The sequence below is a fragment of the Pseudomonas sp. GW823-FHT06B06 genome, assembly GCF_058795195.1.
Genome location: NZ_JBXAHO010000004.1, coordinates 127,269 through 145,642 on the forward strand (window position 1 = coordinate 127,269; position 18,374 = coordinate 145,642).

23 protein-coding genes are annotated in these 18,374 nt (G+C 58.8%); 13 read left to right on the forward strand and 10 right to left on the reverse strand.

Annotation, left to right across the window (positions count from 1 at the left end; translation table 11 throughout):
* The first annotated feature begins 44 nt into the window (after window positions 1–44).
* Both AC1Q8Q_RS04990 and ppnP read left to right on the forward strand, forming a co-directional pair.
* Window positions 45–587, forward strand: coding sequence for a 3'-5' exonuclease (locus AC1Q8Q_RS04990; RefSeq protein WP_033042085.1), 543 nt, complete (start codon window positions 45–47; stop codon window positions 585–587).
* Between the two features lie 69 nt (window positions 588–656).
* Window positions 657–941, forward strand: coding sequence for a pyrimidine/purine nucleoside phosphorylase (gene ppnP / locus AC1Q8Q_RS04995; RefSeq protein WP_007973461.1), 285 nt, complete (start codon window positions 657–659; stop codon window positions 939–941).
* Window positions 942–1,009: 68 nt separating this feature from the next.
* On the opposite strand, the gene AC1Q8Q_RS05000 is transcribed toward ppnP, so the two are convergent.
* Together AC1Q8Q_RS05000 and AC1Q8Q_RS05005 are read right to left on the reverse strand one after the other, a co-directional pair.
* Entirely contained in the window at window positions 1,010–1,816 is an 807-nt protein-coding gene (locus tag AC1Q8Q_RS05000) for an MOSC domain-containing protein (RefSeq protein WP_492614873.1), read from the reverse strand.
* A gap of 974 nt (window positions 1,817–2,790) precedes the next feature.
* Window positions 2,791–3,726 (reverse strand): chemotaxis protein CheV, encoded by a 936-nt coding sequence (locus AC1Q8Q_RS05005; protein ID WP_020796832.1) that lies wholly within the window; start codon window positions 3,724–3,726, stop codon window positions 2,791–2,793.
* Between the two features lie 422 nt (window positions 3,727–4,148).
* Between AC1Q8Q_RS05005 and AC1Q8Q_RS05010 the strand changes: the two genes are divergently transcribed.
* The 3 genes from AC1Q8Q_RS05010 (at window position 4,149) to AC1Q8Q_RS05020 (ending at window position 6,625) form a co-directional block, all read left to right on the forward strand.
* Window positions 4,149–4,619 (forward strand): hypothetical protein, encoded by a 471-nt coding sequence (locus AC1Q8Q_RS05010; RefSeq protein ID WP_492614874.1) that lies wholly within the window; start codon window positions 4,149–4,151, stop codon window positions 4,617–4,619.
* 456 nt (window positions 4,620–5,075) lie between these two features.
* A complete protein-coding gene (locus tag AC1Q8Q_RS05015) occupies window positions 5,076–5,969 on the forward strand; it encodes a sensor histidine kinase (RefSeq protein ID WP_083349607.1) in 894 nt (297 codons plus the stop codon).
* Window positions 5,966–6,625 carry a response regulator gene (locus tag AC1Q8Q_RS05020; protein ID WP_168758754.1) on the forward strand — a complete coding sequence of 220 codons (660 nt, stop codon included), beginning with the start codon at window positions 5,966–5,968 and terminating at the stop codon, window positions 6,623–6,625. Before AC1Q8Q_RS05015 ends, AC1Q8Q_RS05020 begins: the two co-directional genes overlap by 4 nt.
* Here the strand turns inward: AC1Q8Q_RS05020 and yegS are convergent.
* Window positions 6,609–7,526, reverse strand: coding sequence for a lipid kinase YegS (gene yegS, locus AC1Q8Q_RS05025; RefSeq protein WP_020796828.1), 918 nt, complete (start codon window positions 7,524–7,526; stop codon window positions 6,609–6,611). The genes AC1Q8Q_RS05020 and yegS overlap by 17 nt on opposite strands.
* Before the next feature lie 214 nt (window positions 7,527–7,740).
* Here yegS and AC1Q8Q_RS05030 point away from each other — a divergent pair, with 214 nt between their 5' ends.
* The gene (locus AC1Q8Q_RS05030; protein ID WP_168758755.1) at window positions 7,741–8,049 is read left to right on the forward strand and encodes a hypothetical protein; all 309 of its coding nucleotides are present in this window, start codon (window positions 7,741–7,743) and stop codon (window positions 8,047–8,049) included.
* A 62-nt stretch (window positions 8,050–8,111) separates the two neighbouring features.
* Here the strand turns inward: AC1Q8Q_RS05030 and AC1Q8Q_RS05035 are convergent, their stop codons facing one another.
* Both AC1Q8Q_RS05035 and moaB read right to left on the reverse strand, forming a co-directional pair.
* Window positions 8,112–9,338 carry a molybdopterin molybdotransferase MoeA gene (locus tag AC1Q8Q_RS05035; RefSeq protein ID WP_020796826.1) on the reverse strand — a complete coding sequence of 409 codons (1,227 nt, stop codon included), beginning with the start codon at window positions 9,336–9,338 and terminating at the stop codon, window positions 8,112–8,114.
* Window positions 9,322–9,861, reverse strand: coding sequence for a molybdenum cofactor biosynthesis protein B (gene moaB, locus AC1Q8Q_RS05040; RefSeq protein ID WP_492598999.1), 540 nt, complete (start codon window positions 9,859–9,861; stop codon window positions 9,322–9,324). The genes AC1Q8Q_RS05035 and moaB overlap by 17 nt, the downstream gene beginning before the upstream one ends.
* An 81-nt stretch (window positions 9,862–9,942) precedes the next feature.
* Between moaB and mobA the strand changes: the two genes are divergently transcribed.
* Entirely contained in the window at window positions 9,943–10,545 is a 603-nt protein-coding gene (gene mobA / locus AC1Q8Q_RS05045) for a molybdenum cofactor guanylyltransferase MobA (RefSeq protein WP_168758756.1), read from the forward strand.
* Window positions 10,546–10,620: 75 nt separating this feature from the next.
* Window positions 10,621–10,842 carry a YgdI/YgdR family lipoprotein gene (locus AC1Q8Q_RS05050; protein WP_020796823.1) on the forward strand — a complete coding sequence of 74 codons (222 nt, stop codon included), beginning with the start codon at window positions 10,621–10,623 and terminating at the stop codon, window positions 10,840–10,842.
* 77 nt (window positions 10,843–10,919) lie between these two features.
* Here the strand turns inward: AC1Q8Q_RS05050 and AC1Q8Q_RS05055 are convergent, their stop codons facing one another.
* The 5 genes from AC1Q8Q_RS05055 to AC1Q8Q_RS05075 all read right to left on the reverse strand — a co-directional run bounded on the left by AC1Q8Q_RS05055 (window position 10,920) and on the right by AC1Q8Q_RS05075 (window position 14,291).
* The gene (locus tag AC1Q8Q_RS05055) at window positions 10,920–11,198 is read right to left on the reverse strand and encodes a PA2433 domain-containing protein (RefSeq protein WP_492598998.1); all 279 of its coding nucleotides are present in this window, start codon (window positions 11,196–11,198) and stop codon (window positions 10,920–10,922) included.
* A 138-nt stretch (window positions 11,199–11,336) separates the two neighbouring features.
* Entirely contained in the window at window positions 11,337–12,227 is an 891-nt protein-coding gene (locus AC1Q8Q_RS05060) for a pseudouridine synthase (RefSeq protein ID WP_033044817.1), read from the reverse strand.
* 71 nt (window positions 12,228–12,298) lie between these two features.
* Complete coding sequence (locus AC1Q8Q_RS05065; protein ID WP_020796820.1) at window positions 12,299–12,616, reverse strand: hypothetical protein; 318 nt, start codon at window positions 12,614–12,616, stop codon at window positions 12,299–12,301.
* 156 nt (window positions 12,617–12,772) lie between these two features.
* Window positions 12,773–13,009, reverse strand: a complete 237-nt coding sequence (locus tag AC1Q8Q_RS05070; protein WP_020796819.1) for a glutaredoxin family protein — start codon at window positions 13,007–13,009, stop codon at window positions 12,773–12,775.
* Between the two features lie 73 nt (window positions 13,010–13,082).
* A complete protein-coding gene (locus AC1Q8Q_RS05075; RefSeq protein ID WP_020796817.1) occupies window positions 13,083–14,291 on the reverse strand; it encodes an ammonium transporter in 1,209 nt (402 codons plus the stop codon).
* Between the two features lie 318 nt (window positions 14,292–14,609).
* Between AC1Q8Q_RS05075 and AC1Q8Q_RS05080 the strand changes: the two genes are divergently transcribed.
* The 5 genes from AC1Q8Q_RS05080 (at window position 14,610) to AC1Q8Q_RS05100 (ending at window position 18,346) form a co-directional block, all read left to right on the forward strand.
* A complete protein-coding gene (locus AC1Q8Q_RS05080; protein WP_008055105.1) occupies window positions 14,610–14,924 on the forward strand; it encodes an ElaB/YgaM/YqjD family protein in 315 nt (104 codons plus the stop codon).
* A gap of 1 nt (window position 14,925) precedes the next feature.
* Window positions 14,926–15,315, forward strand: coding sequence for a phage holin family protein (locus AC1Q8Q_RS05085; RefSeq protein ID WP_020796816.1), 390 nt, complete (start codon window positions 14,926–14,928; stop codon window positions 15,313–15,315).
* Window positions 15,312–15,656: a hypothetical protein gene (locus AC1Q8Q_RS05090; protein WP_020796815.1), complete on the forward strand. Its 345-nt coding sequence runs from the start codon at window positions 15,312–15,314 to the stop codon at window positions 15,654–15,656. The genes AC1Q8Q_RS05085 and AC1Q8Q_RS05090 overlap by 4 nt, the downstream gene beginning before the upstream one ends.
* A gap of 129 nt (window positions 15,657–15,785) precedes the next feature.
* Window positions 15,786–16,949: an EAL domain-containing protein gene (locus AC1Q8Q_RS05095; protein WP_168758757.1), complete on the forward strand. Its 1,164-nt coding sequence runs from the start codon at window positions 15,786–15,788 to the stop codon at window positions 16,947–16,949.
* Window positions 16,950–17,017: 68 nt separating this feature from the next.
* Window positions 17,018–18,346, forward strand: coding sequence for a deoxyguanosinetriphosphate triphosphohydrolase (locus AC1Q8Q_RS05100; protein WP_020796813.1), 1,329 nt, complete (start codon window positions 17,018–17,020; stop codon window positions 18,344–18,346).
* The last annotated feature ends 28 nt before the right edge of the window (window positions 18,347–18,374 follow it).

The window sequence follows — 18,374 nt, forward strand, 5'->3', positions numbered from 1 at the left end:
CTACGCTCAAGCCCTATCAGCATGCGGATACCGGGAACCCTGCGATGCCTCACTGGTTGGTCATTGATCTGGAAGCCACCACCGATGAGGGTGGTTGGCCCATTACGGAAATGGAAATCATCGAAATTGGTGCCACCCTGGTGGATCACAAAGGCCGCGAGCTGGATTTCTTCCAGCGTTTCGTACGCCCGTTGCGGCGCCCCTTGTTGACGCCGTTTTGCCGGGAGTTGACGCACATCACCCAGGCCAATATCGATGCCGCACAGCCCCTCGGCGAAGTCTGGGCGGCGTTCGAGCGCTGGCTGGGCCAACATCACGCGCGGCTTGAAGGCTGGGTCAGCTGGGGCGACTACGATCGCAAGCAGTTGCTCCAGGATTGGCAACGCCTGGCACTCGATAGCGCGTTGAGCCAAGTGCCGCACATGAATCTCAAGCAGCGCTTTGCCAAGGCCCGGCGCCTGGAACGACCGTTGGGACTCAACGGTGCCCTGCAACTGGCGGGACTGCAGTTCAGCGGGCAGCAACACCGGGCGCTGGAAGACGCGCGCAATACCGCACGCCTGTTGCCCCTTGTCCTTGCGCTTTAGAGAGGTGACTAGGCCTTGGGCCTTGTGCATACTGGCCGGCCCTTTTTAGCCCTTTTCGAGGAATCGCCCATGTTTAAAGTCAACGAGTACTTCGACGGCACCGTCAAGTCGATCGCCTTTGGCACTGCTGAAGGTCCAGCGACCATTGGCGTCATGGCTCCGGGCGAATACGAATTCGGCACCAGCCAGCGTGAAATCATGCACGTGGTGTCCGGCGCCCTGACCGTCAAGCTCCCGGACAGCAACGATTGGGAAACCTTCGCCGCTGGCAGCCAGTTCAACGTGCCTGCCAACAGCAAGTTCCAGCTCAAAGTGGCCGTCGACACTGCCTACCTGTGCGAATACCGCGGCTAAAACCCCGGTTTCATCGCAAAAAAAAATGCCCGTGTCCATCGACACGGGCATTTTTCATTGAAGGGTATTTATTCGAGCACGGTGACCGGCATGCCGACTTCGAGCCGGCCATTGCCGTCGTTGACCAGGTTCTGCCCAAACATCGCACCCTCGGCCTGGACACGGTACTTCTGCAAGGTGGCGAAGGGTTCGCGGTCAGCGCTACGCTCGCCGGTTTGCGGGTCGATAGTGGTCATGATGCAGCGTGAACAGGGCTTGACCACGCGGAACTCGACATCACCGATGCGCAGGCGTTTCCAGCCATCCTCGACAAACGCCTCGCTGCCCTCTATCACCAGGTTCGGACGAAAACGCAGCATCTCCAGCGGGCGCCCGACGCGTTGCGATAAATCCGCAAGCGATGCCTGGCCAATCAGCAACAACGGGAAGCCATCGGCGAAGGCGACCTGATCGTCGTCCTGGCCATAGCCCGATGCGGTGGTCCGTGCGCGGTCCAGTGGCACCTGCACCAGGCGCGTCGGTTTGCCGATGAACCGGCTGACCCAGGCGGCCGCCGCATCGCCGGCGTCGGGCACACGCAAGCTGTCACGCCAGATGGTCACGCCGCGCAATTGAGCATCGCTGGCGGGCAAGTCGACATCGATCGGCGAATGGCCGGGGGCGCTAAGGGTCAAGCCGCCCTCGGCATTGCACAATGCCGACAGCTGGCTCATCTGCGCTACCGCGCGCTGGGTCAAGAAGCGTCCACTGGCTTCATCCACCAACATCCAGCGTCGATCGCCGTCCAGCCCCAGCTTGTCGAGGCCAACCTGTTGCAGGATCTCCCCTTTGCCGGATTTCAACGGATAACGATACAGCGCGCTCAGACGCAACATGGCCAGCTCCCTGATGGACAAAAAAGCCACCCTATACGAGCTTGGTCAGCGAATCAAAGGTCTCCGACTTTGGAGCCAGGCTTGCGGGCGAAGGCGGTCTTGAAGACGACCATTTTCTTTCAGGAGTACATATCCGTTCCTGCGGTAACGGCCACTTATGGTTTCGCTCTTACAGCGAGTCACTTGGAAAAACGGAACGCCGCCCGGCCCCAAGTAACCAAGGGCTCTTGCCCCTGACGTTCGGTGGCTCGCTAAGGCTCGCCATGCCCTCGCTCCGGTCCTGCTCCGTGGGTCGCCGCGATGGGCCATCCATGGCCCAGCGCGGCTAAACCGGCATCCTTGCCGGTTTACCCACTGTGCAGAACCTCCACTCGGCCTCTCGAGGTGGCAAGAAAATCAAAAGCCAAAGCAACAGCCAAAGCGAGGCGGCCTTAAAGCCGACCTGATCGGGAGCCGTACGCGTTCACCCTGTAGGAGCCAGGCTTGCCGGCGAAGAACGATGACGCGGTACAAAAGATACACCGCAGCGTCTGGTTCGCCGGCAAGCCTGGCTCCTACAGAGGATTGGGGGGTATCTGCAAAGATCAGGTCGGCTTTAAGGCCGCCTCGCTTTGCTTTGGATTTGGGTGCCCCGTTAACCTCGATGGCCGAACGCAGGCATTGCGCAGTGGGGAAACCGGCAGGACGCCGGTTTAGCCGCGCTGGGCCAGGGATGGCCCATCGCGGCGACCCACGGAGCAATGCCTTCGTTCTGGCATGCCGAGCCCTAGCGAGGCACCGAGTGGTGGGGCAAAAGCGCTTGGGTTACTTTCGCGCTTTTCGAAAGTGACTCGCCGTAAGGGCGAAACCCTAAGTGGCCGTTACCGCAGGAATGGATATGTACTCCGACAACAAATAACAGGTCGCCTGTCAGGCCGCCTTCGCGGGCGAGTCCGCTCCCACAGGTATCGGGTGCAGCCGAAAAATCCTGGCTGTCAGGCCGGCACCTCATCCAGCACCAAACGCTGGCGCACCACATCAACGAGCTTGTCCGGCTGGAATTTGGAGAGAAAGTTGTCGCAGCCAACCTTCTTGACCATCGATTCGTTGAAACTGCCGGACAGGGACGTATGCAGCACCACGTAAAGGCCACGCAGTCGCGGATCGTTGCGGATTTCGGTGGTCAGCCGGTAGCCATCCATTTCCGGCATTTCCGCGTCGGTGAATACCATCAGCAGCTTGTCGGTCATATTGACGCCGGTATCCGCCCACGCCTTGAGCATGTTCAAGGCCTTCAGGCCATCGCTGGCGATGTGCATCTTCACGCCCAACTGCCCCAGGGTATCGCGCAGTTGCGCCAGGGCCACATTCGAGTCATCCACCAGCAGCACCTCGCGGCCACGGGCGCGTTCCAGCACTGGATCCTCGAGTTTTTCCCGGGAAACCTTGGCGCTGTAAGGTACGATTTCGGCGAGGACTTTCTCGACGTCGATGATCTCCACCAATTGATCATCGACCTTGCTGATCGCAGTCAGGTAATGCTGCCGACCAGCACTGCTGGGCGGCGGCAGAATGGCTTCCCAATTCATATTGACGATGCGGTCCACCCCACCGACCAGGAAGGCCTGTACCGATCGGTTGTACTCGGTAACGATGATCGTGCTGCCAGGACCTGGCACCAAAGGACGCATGCCGATTGCCTGGGACAGGTCGATGACCGGTAGGGTCTGGCCGCGCAAATTGACTACGCCGCAAACGAACGGGTGACGCTGGGGCATCAAAGTGAGCTTCGGCAGTTGCAGGACTTCCTGCACTTTAAACACGTTGATCGCGAACAGTTGCCGCCCGGCAAGCCGGAACATGAGAATTTCCAGGCGATTCTCACCCACAAGTTGCGTTCGTTGGTCTACCGTATCGAGAATGCCGGCCATCGATGACTCCTGGGCTTGTTCGGATGAATTCACTGGATAGAGGGTTATCGGCGGTTTTCGCTGGACCTTGACCCCTTTGGCAAATGCCGCGCCCGGCATTGATGTCACATTAACATCATGCTTTACTGGCGCTGTTATTTCATCTGCTGCATTCTCTTCGCCGCGACCACAGTTCGCGCGATGAGTTCCGTCATGTAAGGGATTCCCCTAGCAACAATCAGGTGCAACCTGATATTCGCGATATCCAATAGCCATTAATGTGACGCCATTCTCATTGCATGAAGTGGAGTCGGGCATTTGTGTGCGATCGCAAACCAGTGGCCAGCCACCCTCTCAAGCGTCCAGCCCGCACTTGAGCCGTTCAGAGCGCGAACTCAAGACACGACACCCTCCTCATTTGACATGACGTTGTGGAGATAAGCATGCCGAACAATCGTAAAGAGTGGGCAAAGCGTATTCCGGAGTTTATCGTCGAGGCTGAAACGCTCCTGGCCAGAACCGAGGAATGCCTGAGTCATCTGCAATTGATCAACAACGACCCGGACGCCATTGACTGCTTGCTCAGCACCCTGCTCAAACTCGCCAGCAAGGCCGATGCCCTCGCTCTCGCCGCCGTGTCAGAGTTTTCATTGCATATCCATGGTTTGCTCAATCACGCCCTGAACCACATGGAACTGCACGACGAAGCCCTGGACGCGCTCAAGGACTGCCTGACGCTGATCGCCTGGCAACTTGAGCTGATCGACCAGAATACCGGGCAGCTCAGCCTTGATGAAACCGAACAGACCACCCTGATCGAAGCTTTCGCGTTCCAGGTCGGCCAGGGTCAATTTCGTCCCCCGGTTAATTCCAGGCCGCTCACGCTCCTTTCTTACACGGAGCGCCAGGCTTAATTTTTTGCAAGTACAATTCAGCGGCAATAGAGAACTGCATCACCAGAATCAATGTCGCAATTGAATACTTCATATCGATCAGCGACACCTCGAAACAAGTAACTATTGCTTGTACAAGTATTTGTCTGTCTGACCCGACTTTTCTGATATGTAACGACCTGAATAATCGAACCCTGCGTGACGATATCCCCATTCCTGCGCGTTATGTCCTGCCCTCCTGGATCTTTACCACAGGCGCGACCAACGGTATCCGAAGTGGTATTATGCCGCCCATTAGTTGACGTCAATTAACGGCAACGATTGCAGCCAACAAGTTGCAGGCCTGATTTCTTATACAAAACTCTGATTTTCTTATACAAAATTCAGTTGAAATCGATAGCTGACCATAAAAATCATCGATCTGTCAGCGAGCATGACCGATCAGCCCGCAGCGAACATCCATTGGCTCCATCCGCTATGTACGCCAGCCTCAAGTCAATTGCCAAATGGCCACCCTCCCGAGAAAACGCACGTCGGTTCACGTTATTGCTGTGTGCCGGTTCGACGCTCGGCAGCCTGCTGGTCTACAGCCTGTCCACGCGCTTGCCGCTGGGCCTGCTGGTACTCGATAGTGCTGCACTGGGCTGCGTGTGGGTGCAGTACCGCCTGTCACGCAAGTCGATCAAGTTCCAGCCCCAGGAGCTGGCCGATCGGTTGCTGCAAGTCCAGGAAAACGAACGCCACCGCCTCAGTAGGGAGTTGCACGACGACATCGGCCAGTTGCTGACGGCGGCAAAACTCCAAAGTGACTGGCTCAAGCGCAGGATGCCCGAAGACCTCCAGGCGCAGTGCTCGGTGCTGTGCGACACGCTCGAGGAAACCCTGGCCAAGGTTCGCGATGTATCGGCCATCCTTAACCCCCGGCAACTGACCAGCCTTGGGCTGGAAGCCAGCCTGCGGGCGCATTTGCTCAAGACGCTGAGCAACACTTCGGTGCACTGGAGCCTGGAGTGCCATCAACGACTGACCGGCATCCCGGAAGAAATAGCGGTGGCGGCCTTTCGTATTACCCAGGAAGCCGTCACCAATATGCTGCGCCATGCCCAAGCGCAAAACCTGCTGGTCTGCCTGCAGCGTTTGCCCCAGGGCCTGACCTTGATGATCAGTGACGATGGCCTGGGTTTCGCGCCCGCCACCGACCCGGGGCGTGAGGGACAACGGGGAATGGCCGGGATGTCGGAACGGATCAAACAACTGGGTGGCACTCTGACCGTGACCAGCGAGCCAGGCAAAGGCACTCAAATCGAAGCCCTCTTCCCATGGGCGCCGCGTGCGTTCGAACGGGCCAGTCCGAATAAGGTTATGCATTGACTTGTAACTTACTTCTGGTGGATGACCACTCGCTGATCAGGGCAGGCGTGCGCGCCCTGGTGCTGGATCTTCCTGGCTATGCGGTTATTGGCGAGGCCAATGATGGCTCGCAGTTGCTCGACATGGTCCAGCAACTGTCGCCTGATATCGTGCTGCTGGATATTTCCATGAAGCAGACAGGCGGCCTCGAAGCCCTGCAGCAACTCAAGCGAGTCCGCCCGCAGGCCAAAGTGCTGATCCTGTCGATGCACACCGACCCGGCCCTGATCATGCAGGCCCTGGAATCAGGTGCCCATGGTTACCTGCTCAAGGACACCACGGCCACCGAACTGGAACACGCGCTGCACGCCCTGCGTAACAATGAGCGATACCTGAGCCCGGCCATCGCCCATACCGTGATCACCCAGGCATTGAACCGGACCCAGAAAAACCCGGTAGAGTCGCCAGATTCACACAACCTGACAGCGCGCCAACTGGAAATCCTGCGGCTGATCGTGCGCGGAAAATCCACTCGGGAAATCGCCAACGGCCTGGGCCTGAGCGTCAAGACGGTCGAAACCCATCGCTCGCAAGTCATGAAGCGCTTGCAGATCTTCGACGTTGCCGGCCTGGTATTGTTCGCCGTACGAGAGCAGATCATCAGTCTGGATGACTGACAGCGCAGGCTTTGCTCAACAAGGGTGACTGCTCGGGTAAATGCACCCACAACGCTGCCGGCCGGGCCGAGAAACGCAGGCTGTCACCCTCGAGCGGCTCGCCATCAAGGTTGATGTAAAGACCCTCCGAGGACTTGATCTCAACCCATGGCAGGCGGGCACGAACGAACATGTTGTCGATTCCGAAGCCATCGGCCAGCAGGTCTTTCAAGGTGCTGAGCAGCTCTTGCGGCGCCGGCAAAATACTGATGTCGAGCATCCCGTCGTCAGCCAGGGCCTGCGGGCATAGCACATGCCCACCGCCCGCCTGCCGGCCATTGCCGATCCCCAGAGCCAGCAACTCTCCACTCCAGTGGAAATCAGGCCCCTGTAACTCACCATAGGCGGCATGCAACTCACTGAACCGCGACAAGCCGGTGAACAGATACGCCGCCCCGCCTAAAACCTTTTTCAGTTCCTCGGAGGTATTGGCCGTAACCTGGCTACCAAAACCACCAGTGGCCATATTCAGGAATACCTGCCCACCGACCTCCCCGAGGTCGATGGCACTGGGGGCAACGTCCAGAAGCGCCAGTGCCTCATCCGGCTCCAGTGGAACACCGGCAGCACGGGCAAAATCGTTGGCGGTTCCCAGCGGCATCAATACCAGGCTGGCCTGCTGCGACTGTCCGGCCATCGCTTCGGCGATATCGCGCAGGGTACCGTCGCCGCCACCGGCGATGATTTGCCGATAACCTGCATCCAGCGCTTCACCCACCAGCCTTTGCGCATCCCCGGCCTCCCACGTCAATCGAACGGCCAGCTCCCAGCCTTGTTCACGCTTGCTGTCGACGGCGGCCCGAACCGCTTCGTTGAGCGCCTGCTTGCCATGCAAAATCAACAGCGCCTTGCGTTCGCTCATTGTCGTCACTCCCATTATTGAATGGCGTATGGGACATGTGACCTTGCTTCCCTGCGGAAAAGTCGCAAAAAACTGAATTATTTACACTTGAGTCCAATAAGGAGATTTTTCTTACAAAACGTGAGGAAACGGCTCAATTGACCAGAAATGGCGATTGGTCCACTTTTGTGTCAGCGGTTTTCAGTCATCAGCAGGACAGACGCAAGGATGTGCAATGCAACAACATGACATCAGGTCACCGGTGGTTCCGGTGATGCCGCTCGTAATGAAACGGGCCAATCATCAAGCTGAATTCGTCAGCGATGCAAAATCCAGCGGAGAAGTTGATATGCCACATCGCCTCAACGAGCTTGAGACACTGGACACCCTGCGCAGCGACCTGGAAAAGATTCGCAGTGACATCAAGTCCGTCAGGCACAGGCTTGCCTATTCGGCGGTCGGAACAGCCGTAGTGCTGGGGCTGCTGGGCTGGATCGCCAACAGCCGTTTTGATCAGGTGGTACTGCTGCTGTTGGCCCATTGATCGGACAGGGGTGCAAAACCCGGCGCGATCGACCGGGCTTGCACGCCTGGCGGCGGCCAGACTCAGCCCAACACTTCGCTCAGCGGGATGAAGTAGACGACATCGCCTGGCACCAGTGTTCGCTGCTCCATGACCTCGACCAGTCCATCGGCCCAGGCCGCACTACGCAGCACACCGGAACTCTGATTGCTGTAGATGATGGCCCGGCCGTTCTCCAGCCGACCGCGCAGGTACTCGCGTCGGTTGCCGGCCTTGGGCCAGTCGAACCCAGCTGGCACTTGCACCTTCAGAGGCTCCACTTCCAGGACACCCATGCGCCGCAGCAGATAAGGCCTTGCCAACAAGGCAAAGGTCACCAGGGTCGAGGCGGGATTGCCTGGCAAGCCGATCACCGGTACGCCACGAAAATGCCCGAAAGTTAGGGGTTTTCCAGGTTTGATGGCGAGTTTCCACAGCGCCAGCTCGCCCTCTTCTCTCAGGGCGATACCCAGAAAGTCGGCCTCCCCCACCGATACGCCACCGGTCGAGAGAATCAGGTCGACATCCCCCAACTCGCCCAGGCGTGTGCGCGTGGTGTCCAGGTCATCCGGCAGAATCCCGGCATCAATGACCTCGCAACCCAGGCGCTGCAACCAGCTGCAGAGCAACACACGGTTGCTGTTGTAGATTTGCCCTGGCCCCAACGCCTGACCTGGCTCGATCAGTTCGTCGCCAGTGGACAGCACCGCTACGCGTACCTTGCGAATCACTTCCAGCTCGGCACACCCCAGCGAGGCTGCCAGGCCTTGTTCGATTGGCCCCAGCCGTGTTCCTGCGGGCAGGATCAGTTCGCCCACGGTGGTTTCCTGTCCTTGCGCACGAATGTTCTGCCCGATGACCAGGGTTTCGGTGAAACGTACACGTTCATCCGCCAGGACTTCGGCGTTCTCTTGCATCTCGACACAATCTGCACCGGGCGGCACAGGTGCCCCGGTGAAGATTCGTGCACAGGTGCCCGGCGTCAACTCAACAGGGGCCTGGCCAGCAAACACTTTCTGACTGACGACCAGCGGCTCTGTGTTCCAGTCGGCCACGCGCAGGGCATATCCATCCATCGCGCTATTGGGCCACGGCGGCAGATCGAGGGACGACAGCAGATCATCGGCCAGCACCCGGCCCTGGACTTGCGCCAATGGCAAACGCTCGCGCTCGACAATCCGTGAGGCGTCCGCCATTTCCAGCAAGCGTGCCAGGGCCACCTCGACCGGCATCAGGGTGCCAGTCTTGCCCGGCTTACCCGCGGGATTCACAGGGTGCCGCCTGTTTCAGGTGAGTCACGAAATTGCACGGGCGATGCCGCGAATCCAGCTGCTCGCCAAGAATGCCATCCCAACCGGTGCGTACCGCATTGGTCGATCCCGGCAAGCAGCACACCAGCGTGCCGTTGGCCAGGCCGGCCAACGCGCGGGACTGGACGGTCGAGGTGCCAATGTCCGCCACCGATATCTGGCGGAACAACTCACCAAAACCATCGACTTGCTTGTCGAGCAGGCAGCCCACTGCTTCCGGCGTGCTGTCACGACCGGTGAAGCCCGTGCCGCCGGTGATCAGCACCACCTGTACGACGTCGTCGGCGATCCAGTTGGCAACTTGCGCGCGAATCTTGTAGAGATCATCTTTGAGCAAGACCCGACAGGCCAGGTTATGTCCGGCAGCCGTCAGGCGGTCAACGAAGACCTGGCCTGAGGTATCGGTTTCCAGGGTACGGGTGTCGCTGACCGTCAACACCGCGATGTTGAGCGGTGCGAAAGGTACATCAGCCTTGGCTTTCATAGGCTCGTCCAGTTGTAGGAGAAACAGCCCGGTGTTATATCACAGCGACCCCATTTTTCGCCGCCCCCACGGAGGCCTGCCATGACTTCAAACCCAGCGTTGCCACCTTGCTCCATTTTGCTCCTGGCAGGCGGCCGTGGCCAACGCATGGGCGGCCAGGACAAAGGATTGCTGGAATGGCACGGCGAGCCGCTGATTGCGCATTTGCACCGCAAGACGCGCCCTCTGAGCGATGACTTGATCGTTTCGTGCAACCGGAACCTGGAACAGTACGCGCCTTACGCCGATCAATTGGTCCATGACGACGAAGGCGACTTTCCGGGCCCTTTGGCGGGCATTCTTGCAGGTCTGAAGGCTGCTCGGCATCCACACCTGCTAGTCTTGCCTTGTGATGTCCCGCGCATCGACAACGCACTGCTCACCCGCATGCGCGAAGCCGCCGCCGAGCATCCCGACAAACCGTTGATGCTGCGCCATGACGATCACTGGGAGCCCCTGTTGTGCGTAATTCCCCTGGCCCTGCGCGTTGATTTCGAAACGGCCTGGAAGGAGGGGGAGCGTAGCCCGGGACGACTCATGCGCAGGCTGGGCGCTACTGCATTGCTGTGCCCCGACAACGATCCGCGCCTGGCAAACCTTAATACGCCGGAACTATTAAGCATGCCAGACGGTGTGTCAGACTGAGTATCAAGGAACTTGCACGCGCTGTTTACGTCTCAACCCCAGCAACCAAAAGAATTCATTTTCGGAGACACTTCCATGACTCAACGGACCCTGGCCACTTTCATGCTCGCACTGGGCCTCGCTACCCTCGCCGGTTGCGCATCGCCTACCGTGATCACCTTGAATGACGGTCGCGAAATCCAGGCCGTCGATACGCCAAGCTATGACAAGGATTCGGGCTTCTACGAATTCGAACAACTGGATGGCAAGCAAAACCGCATCAACAAGGATCAGGTTCGTACCGTCAAAGAGTTGTAATTTTCGCGGTGACTACCGGATACATGAAAATGCCCCGACTTGTCGGGGCATTTTTGTATGCAACCGAAAACCCGGTGCTACGGGTTCGGCTCGTTGTTCAGTTTATCCACCCGTGCCAGCGCCTGGGTGGCTTCGGTGATGCATTTCTTGTCATCCTTGGCAGCCCGGGCCGCTTCAGCGCTGGCCTGCATCCGCTTGATTTCCATGGTGGTGTTTTCGGACGTGGCAGGCAGGCTGGTGACCTTGTCCTTGAGTTCCTGCAGCTTGATGGTGCACAGATCGTTGTCTGCGGCAAAGACGGAAGAGGACAACATGGCGGCGCAAATCAACATTCCAGCGAAAACAGTGCGTTTCATGAAAATCTCCTTGCTTGGGAGGTCTCGGCGCGCCTGATAACCCTGCGGCGGTGCCAAGTTCATCGGACGCCACATGCGTGGCGCCTGATCAAAAGACTGTAGCGCTGCGCACAAATTCGATTTTTTTGACGCCCTTGCTCACCATTGCAGTGTGATTGCGCTCTCGAATTCCCTGTTCTCGCCGGACACCGGGTCTACAAATTTCAGCCCCTGGGCCAGCAGCTTCAGCGGGTTGGCGTAGTCATCCTGCACATCCTTGAGCACCTGGGGATAAAACGGATCGTTGCAGATGCTCGCGCCCAACGCTGTCATGTGCACCCGCAACTGATGCTTCTTGCCCGTTACCGGATAAAGTCCATAACGCCAGAGATCACCGTTCTTCTCCCGGACTTCGACAGCCGTTTCGGTGTTGCTCGCGCCCGGACCTTCCTGCATGCGAAAGAAAGGCTCGCCATCAATGAGCCGGCTCTTGTGCACCAGGGGGAACGTCAATTCAGGCAATGCCCGGGCAATAGCTTCGTAGCGCTTTTCAATTTTTCGGGTTGGAAACAACGATTGATACGCCGATCGGCTTTGCGGGTTGGCTGAAAACAGCACAAGCCCCGCCGTATGCCGGTCGATGCGATGCAAGGGCACAAGGTGCGGGTTATCCAGTCGACGGATAAGACGGCGCAACAGGGTCTGCTCAACGTACTCTCCCGCCGGGGTCACGGGCAGGAAATGAGGCTTGTCTGCCACGACTAGATGCTCGTCCGCGTACAGGATCGACTCGACCACGGGGATCGATTTTTCATCCGGCACTTCGCGAAAATAGTGAATCCGCAGGCCTTCCTTGTAAGGCAGGTCCAGGGCAATGGGCGCACCCTGCCCATCGAGAACGCGGCCGCGAGCGATTCTGTCCAGCCACTGTTCACGACCGATGGCGCTGAAGTGCTCGCACAGGCAATCGAAAACGGTCTGCCACGGGCCAGGCGGCAAGTACAACGTGCTGGCCTGGCTGTGTGCAGCAGAAAAAGATGAAGTGGACATACAAAAGCTCTTACCTTGAATGCAGAGCGGCATTATCCAACAGCAACGCAAGCGAACCTAGCGCAGAATCCTCAAGCCGGTATCTGCGCACGCCCGGCTGCCTCGGTGTACTCCTTGAGCCAGCGCAACACGTCGACCGCCTCCCAGCGACCCGGGTCATACAGTGCATACAACAACCCCTGATAGCCCACGACATCCAGCTGCCGGTGATAGCCTGCACGCTGAAACAAGGCTTCGATTTCAGCGAAACAGGTATTGAAATGCAGCTTGTTGAAGGGTGTCTTGCCCTCCGTCACCAAGCCGTCCAGACGCAATTCGGCGACGGCTTCGCGTACTACATCCACCGACATGCGGTTAACGCTGCTCTTCAATTGTTCGACATTGACCACGACTGACCCTCTCACGCCCGGATTTGCCCCGCTCAAAGCCGAAAATCAGCGCAGACAAGGCAACAATCCGAATAACTGTATGCGCATACAGTATCCGAATCGCGCCAATTAAGCCAAGGGGATCGATCCTGAAGTTCGACGGGCGGAACAAAATCATTAACGCAAGAAGGCCACCACTTCGTCGGGACTGAAGGGCCAACCCAGTTCCGAGCCAGTGTCGACCCGACGCAATACCGGAATGCGCAGGCTGTAGGCCTGGAACCATGTTTCGTCTTCAGCGATGTCCACCAGCTCCACTAGCAAGCCATGCTCGACAAAATCCATCAACATGGCTTCGGCCACTTCGCAGAGATGGCACCCAAGCGTGCCGAACAGCTGACATTCAGGAAGCATGAGCGCTCTACCAAAAAATTAAGAGCCTATTCTAGGCCTGCCCCGAAATGCCGTCGAGCCAATGAATCCACGGTTAATCCTGGCTGACGGCGCCGATCTTGTGCACCGACAAGTCCGCGCCGTAATACTCTTCTTCCTGGCTCAGGCGCAAACCATGGAACGCCTTGATCACGCCATACACTGCAAAGCCACCGGCCAGCGCCACCATCACACCCAGCGCGGTGCCGATCAACTGGCTGAGCAGGCTCACACCGCCCAAGCCACCCAGGGCCGCCTGGCCAAAAATGCCGCAGGCAATCCCGCCCCAGGCGCCACACAGACCATGCAGCGGCCAGACGCCCAGCACGTCATCGATATGCCATTTGCCTTGCGCGGCCGTAAAGCACCAGACAAACAGCGCCCCGGCGATGGCACCGGTGGCCAGCGCACCCACCGGGTGCATCAGGTCGGAGCCGGCACAGATCGCCACCAGGCCGGCCAGTGGACCGTTGTGCAGAAAGCCCGGGTCGTTGCGCCCAACGATCAGCGCCGCCACCGTACCGCCGACCATGGCCATCAGCGAGTTCACCGCTACCAGCCCGCTGACCCCTTGCAGGGTTTGCGCGCTCATCACGTTGAAACCGAACCAGCCAACGATGAGAATCCACGAGCCCAATGCCAGAAACGGGATGCTCGACGGCGCGAACGCCACCAGCTTCCCTTCGCGATAACGCCCATTGCGTGGCCCTAACAACAGCACTGCTGCAAGCGCCAGCCAACCGCCCATGGCGTGCACCACCACGGAACCGGCAAAATCGTGGAAGCTGGCGCCCAAGTGCTCCAGCAGCCAGGCCTGCAGACCCAGGTTGCCGTTCCAGATAATGCCTTCGAAGAAGGGGTAGATGAATGCCACGATCAACGCCGTCGCGCACAACTGCGGAACGAACCGGGCACGTTCGGCGATGCCACCGGAAATGATTGCCGGGATCGCCGCGGCAAAGGTCAGCAGGAAGAAAAACTTCACCAGGCCGTAGCCGTGATCGGCATTGATCACTGCCGCCGGTTGCATGAAAGTGACCCCGTAGGAAATCCAATAGCCTATAAAGAAGTAGGCCAGGGTCGAAACAGCGAAGTCGCTGAGAATCTTCGACAAGGCGTTGACCTGGTTTTTTTGCCGAACCGTCCCGACTTCAAGAAAGGCGAACCCGGCATGCATGGCCAGTACCATGACCGCGCCGATCAGGATGAACAACGTATTGGAGCTATGGACCAGGGTGTCCACAGCGCTTTGCAGATTTTCCATGGATTTGGCAGACCTTAAGGCTGAAAAAAGCACCAAAGCAGTTCGCGCGGGCAATCCATGCACCAAGTTGAGACTTCAACAAGTCTCTCCCAATGAACCGTTTTGGAGCACAGGGTTCATCAAGGCCAATCACGACCGGGACATTCGCGCGGGTTTCGATTGTTTGAGTTAAGGTTTTACGGGAATCTTGCCCAGCAACAGCGCAACAGCGCGGGCTGACGCACCACGACACAGCAAAAGTTGTACCAGTCATTTGTACTGAACCTTCGCATAAGGCTCATACTCGAACGATTCAGACGCCACTTATGGAGATCACCAATGGCCAGCATCAAGGCAAAGACTGCTCAAGAAATTTTGATGAGCGATTTTCAGACACTGGTCAGCGATACCGAACGGTTGCTGGAGCACACCGCCTCCCTGGCCGGTGACCAGGCCGATGAATTGCGCGACCAGATCCACGACAGTCTGCTGCGTGCACGTGAAACCCTGAAGCTGACCGAAGACTCCCTGCGCGAACGCGGCAAGGCTGCCGTGACCGCTACCGAGGACTATGTCCAGGCCAACCCATGGCAATCGGTCGGAATCGCGGCCGGCGTGGGCTTCCTGATTGGCTTGCTAGCTACTCGGCGCTGATATGGCCATCGATGAATCCGGCTCGTCCGGGACAGGCCCAAGTTCCTCACCGCGGCGCCTGGGTGCCGCTTTCCTTGGACTGCTGCACAGCCATGTCGAATTGTTCGGCATCGAACTGCAGGAACAAAAAGCCCGCACCGTGAGCCTGTTGCTGTTTGCAGGCCTGGCGCTGGTGTTTGCCTTGCTGTTGCTGGTGGGATTGTCGACCCTGGTGCTGATCCTGTTTTGGGACACTTACCGCTTGCCTGCCATCATCGCGCTTTGCGTGTTCTACACCCTGGCATGCGTCTTCTGCGGCATGCGCCTGAGAGCGGCGATCTTCGATGAGTCCTCGCCGTTCCATGGCACGCTGGAAGAGCTGGCCAATGATCGGGAGCGCCTGCTGCCATGAACCTGCCTGAACTGCCTCGAAACAGCTCGCGCACGGAAATGCGCAAGGCACTGATACGCCTGCGCATGGAAATGCATCGCCAGGAGATCCGTCACGAATCCGCGCAACTACTGCAACCCCTGCAGCGGGTACGTGGAATGACCCAAAGCCTGCAAGACGGGTTCGGCATCAAGCATGCCCCGCTGTGGGGCGTGGCCGCTGTCACCCTGCTGGGGTTTCTGAGCGGCAAGGGCGCCAGGAAGGGCAACGGCGTGGGTAGCCTGGCCCGACTGGTCCGCCTGGGCACCACTCTGGGGCCTCTGGTCAAACTGGTCTTGCAAGGTTCTTCGCGCAAACACTGACCCTGTCAGTATCTGGCTACATTCTTGCAGTACCCACGGGATCGAACCTCTCCATCGAGGGGTTCAATCCTGCGCGCCTATCCGGTGACCCGGGCTTTATCCAAAAACAAGATCCATCAAGGAGGCCTTGTGATCGACGGGCAACCGCTCGCCTGCTTTCAGCCGTTCATCGATACCGCCACCGGCGGTATCGCCGGCGTGGAGGCATTGGGCCGACTGCGCCGGGCCGACGGCCAACTGGTTTCGGTCGGGCCGCTGTTCGCTGATCCCAGAACCAACGCCGTTGCCCTGCGTCGGCTGGACCGCCAGCTACGCGATAACGCGCTGAGCCGCCTGCATGAAGCACCCAGCGACTGGTTTCTCAGCCTGAACATTTCTCCGCTCTGGATCAGCCGCCTACGCCCGGACCAACCGTTGCCGAGCCTAGGCCAGCTGCAAAAGCATGGCGTCGATCCGCAGCGCATCGTTTTCGAAATCACCGAACTGGGTGGTGATGTCCAGCGCCTGGCTCATGTGGTGGCCCGCTATCGGCAAGCCGGCGCACGGATTGCCATCGATGATTTCGGCGCCGGGTACTCTCAGCTCGATCGGGTTCTGGCGCTGCAACCGGACATCCTAAAACTCGATATGCGCCTGTTCCAGGCGGCGGCTCTGGGCGGGCCCAGCAGCGATGTGGTCAAGGCCCTTGCACAAATGGCGGAAAAAACCGGTTGCTGGATCATTGCCGAAGGCGTGGAAACAGAAGCGCAACTGAATTTTGCCCTGGAGTGCGGCTCACGTTACGTCCAGGGGTTTCTGTTTGCCGGGGCACAAGCGGATTTCTTTGCCGCTGACGCCTTCGTCGAGCGCTTTGCGCATCTGCGCCAGCGCTATGTGCAGCAAAAGCTGGCCGAGCGCGTTCGCCTGAAGCTCTTGCGCCAGCAACTCAGTGAGCTGATGGCGATCCTGCAGGCCTGGGCACAGGCCAGGGCGCCACTGAGTGCCCTGCCACAACTGGAGGCCTTTCCCTGGCTACTGCGCTTCTACCAGTGCGACCGTCACGGTACGCAGATGACGCCCAACCTGGAGTGGCGCAATAGCGAGTGGGTCGCCGACAACCGCTATCTGGGCCATAACTGGTCGTGGCGTCCGTATTTCTATCACCTGCTGGCGCAGGGTTGGGACGAGTGTCAGCTGACCCTTTCCAATACGTATCGCGACGCCACCAGCAATCAGTACTGCCTCACCGCCGGGCAATTTTTCGACAACGGCGAACGCCTGCTGCTCATCGATATCGATGCCGTGGGGCTGTAGTGACACTTGCAGGTAACGACGCGAACCGGGAAGCTATCCAATCAGTCACCTGACGGAGCGAACCAGCCTTGGATTGGCCTACCCTGCTTACCCGCGAACGCCTCGGAAAGCCCCTGTACAGCCCGGAAGAAGTGGGCCGCAGTCCTTTTCACAAAGACCACGACCGCATCATTTTCTCGGGGGCGTTCCGCCGTCTCGGACGCAAGACTCAAGTTCATCCGGTCCACAGCAACGACCATATACACACGCGCCTGACCCACTCGCTGGAAGTCAGCTGTGTAGGCCGTTCATTGGGCATGCGCGTCGGTGAAAGCATCCGTAGCGCCCTGCCCGACTGGTGTGAGCCCAGTGATCTGGGAATGGTGGTCCAATCGGCCTGCCTGGCCCATGACATCGGCAATCCACCCTTCGGCCATTCCGGCGAAGACGCGATTCGGCATTGGTTCCAGCAAGCCGCTGGACGGGGCTGGCTGGATGCGATGAGTGAAGCGCAGCGCAATGACTTCCTCAATTTCGAAGGTAACGCCCAAGGCTTTCGGGTACTGACCCAGCTTGAATATCACCAGTTCGACGGCGGAACCCGGCTGACCTATGCCACCTTGGGCACTTACCTGAAATACCCATGGACAGCCAGGCATGCCGACTCCCTGGGGTACAAGAAGCACAAGTTCGGGTGCTACCAGAGCGAACTGCCGCTGCTCGAGCAGATCGCGCAAAAACTGGGCCTGCCGCAGCTTGAAGAGCAGCGCTGGGCACGCCACCCGTTGGTGTACCTGATGGAAGCTGCGGATGACATCTGCTATGCGTTGATCGACCTCGAAGACGGCCTGGAAATGGAGTTACTGGAGTACGCCGAAGTCGAGTCCCTGTTACTGGATCTGGTGGGCGACGATTTACCGCAAACCTATCGCCTGCTTGGCCCGAACGATTCGCGGCGACGCAAACTGGCGATCCTGCGGGGCAAGGCCATCGAGCACCTGACCAACGCAGCGGCCCGCGCCTTTGTCGAGCAACAGGATGCACTGTTGGCCGGCTCCCTGCCTGGCGACCTGGTGGAGCATATGCACGGTCCGGCCAAACGCTGCGTCCTCAATGCAAAGGACATGGCTCGGCAGAAAATCTTCCAGGACAAACGCAAGACGCTGCACGAAATCGGTGCCTACACCACCCTGGAAATTCTGCTCAACGCTTTCTGCGGTGCCGCACTGGAGCAACACAATGGTCGAACGCCGTCCTTCAAAAGCCGACGGGTCCTCGACCTGCTGGGCAACAATGCGCCCGATCCGAACGGCCCACTGCACAACTCGTTCCTGCGCATGATCGATTTCATCGCTGGCATGACCGATAGTTACGCCAGCCATATGGCTCTCGAAATGACGGGACGCTCCAGCCACTGACAACTATTGATCGATCGGCTATTACCCC

Bases quoted from the DNA above. Each gene is read 5' to 3' on its own strand.
- AC1Q8Q_RS04990 (WP_033042085.1), top strand. From the start codon at position 45: ATGCCTCACTGGTTGGTCATTGATCTGGAAGCCACCACCGATGAGGGT.
- ppnP (WP_007973461.1), top strand. From the start codon at position 657: ATGTTTAAAGTCAACGAGTACTTCGACGGCACCGTCAAGTCGATCGCC.
- AC1Q8Q_RS05000 (WP_492614873.1), bottom strand. From the start codon at position 1,816: ATGTTGCGTCTGAGCGCGCTGTATCGTTATCCGTTGAAATCCGGCAAA.
- AC1Q8Q_RS05005 (WP_020796832.1), bottom strand. From the start codon at position 3,726: ATGGCCGGCATTCTCGATACGGTAGACCAACGAACGCAACTTGTGGGT.
- AC1Q8Q_RS05010 (WP_492614874.1), top strand. From the start codon at position 4,149: ATGCCGAACAATCGTAAAGAGTGGGCAAAGCGTATTCCGGAGTTTATC.
- AC1Q8Q_RS05015 (WP_083349607.1), top strand. From the start codon at position 5,076: ATGTACGCCAGCCTCAAGTCAATTGCCAAATGGCCACCCTCCCGAGAA.
- yegS (WP_020796828.1), bottom strand. From the start codon at position 7,526: ATGAGCGAACGCAAGGCGCTGTTGATTTTGCATGGCAAGCAGGCGCTC.
- AC1Q8Q_RS05030 (WP_168758755.1), top strand. From the start codon at position 7,741: ATGCAACAACATGACATCAGGTCACCGGTGGTTCCGGTGATGCCGCTC.
- moaB (WP_492598999.1), bottom strand. From the start codon at position 9,861: ATGAAAGCCAAGGCTGATGTACCTTTCGCACCGCTCAACATCGCGGTG.
- mobA (WP_168758756.1), top strand. From the start codon at position 9,943: ATGACTTCAAACCCAGCGTTGCCACCTTGCTCCATTTTGCTCCTGGCA.
- AC1Q8Q_RS05050 (WP_020796823.1), top strand. From the start codon at position 10,621: ATGACTCAACGGACCCTGGCCACTTTCATGCTCGCACTGGGCCTCGCT.
- AC1Q8Q_RS05055 (WP_492598998.1), bottom strand. From the start codon at position 11,198: ATGAAACGCACTGTTTTCGCTGGAATGTTGATTTGCGCCGCCATGTTG.
- AC1Q8Q_RS05060 (WP_033044817.1), bottom strand. From the start codon at position 12,227: ATGTCCACTTCATCTTTTTCTGCTGCACACAGCCAGGCCAGCACGTTG.
- AC1Q8Q_RS05070 (WP_020796819.1), bottom strand. From the start codon at position 13,009: ATGCTTCCTGAATGTCAGCTGTTCGGCACGCTTGGGTGCCATCTCTGC.
- AC1Q8Q_RS05075 (WP_020796817.1), bottom strand. From the start codon at position 14,291: ATGGAAAATCTGCAAAGCGCTGTGGACACCCTGGTCCATAGCTCCAAT.
- AC1Q8Q_RS05080 (WP_008055105.1), top strand. From the start codon at position 14,610: ATGGCCAGCATCAAGGCAAAGACTGCTCAAGAAATTTTGATGAGCGAT.
- AC1Q8Q_RS05085 (WP_020796816.1), top strand. From the start codon at position 14,926: ATGGCCATCGATGAATCCGGCTCGTCCGGGACAGGCCCAAGTTCCTCA.
- AC1Q8Q_RS05090 (WP_020796815.1), top strand. From the start codon at position 15,312: ATGAACCTGCCTGAACTGCCTCGAAACAGCTCGCGCACGGAAATGCGC.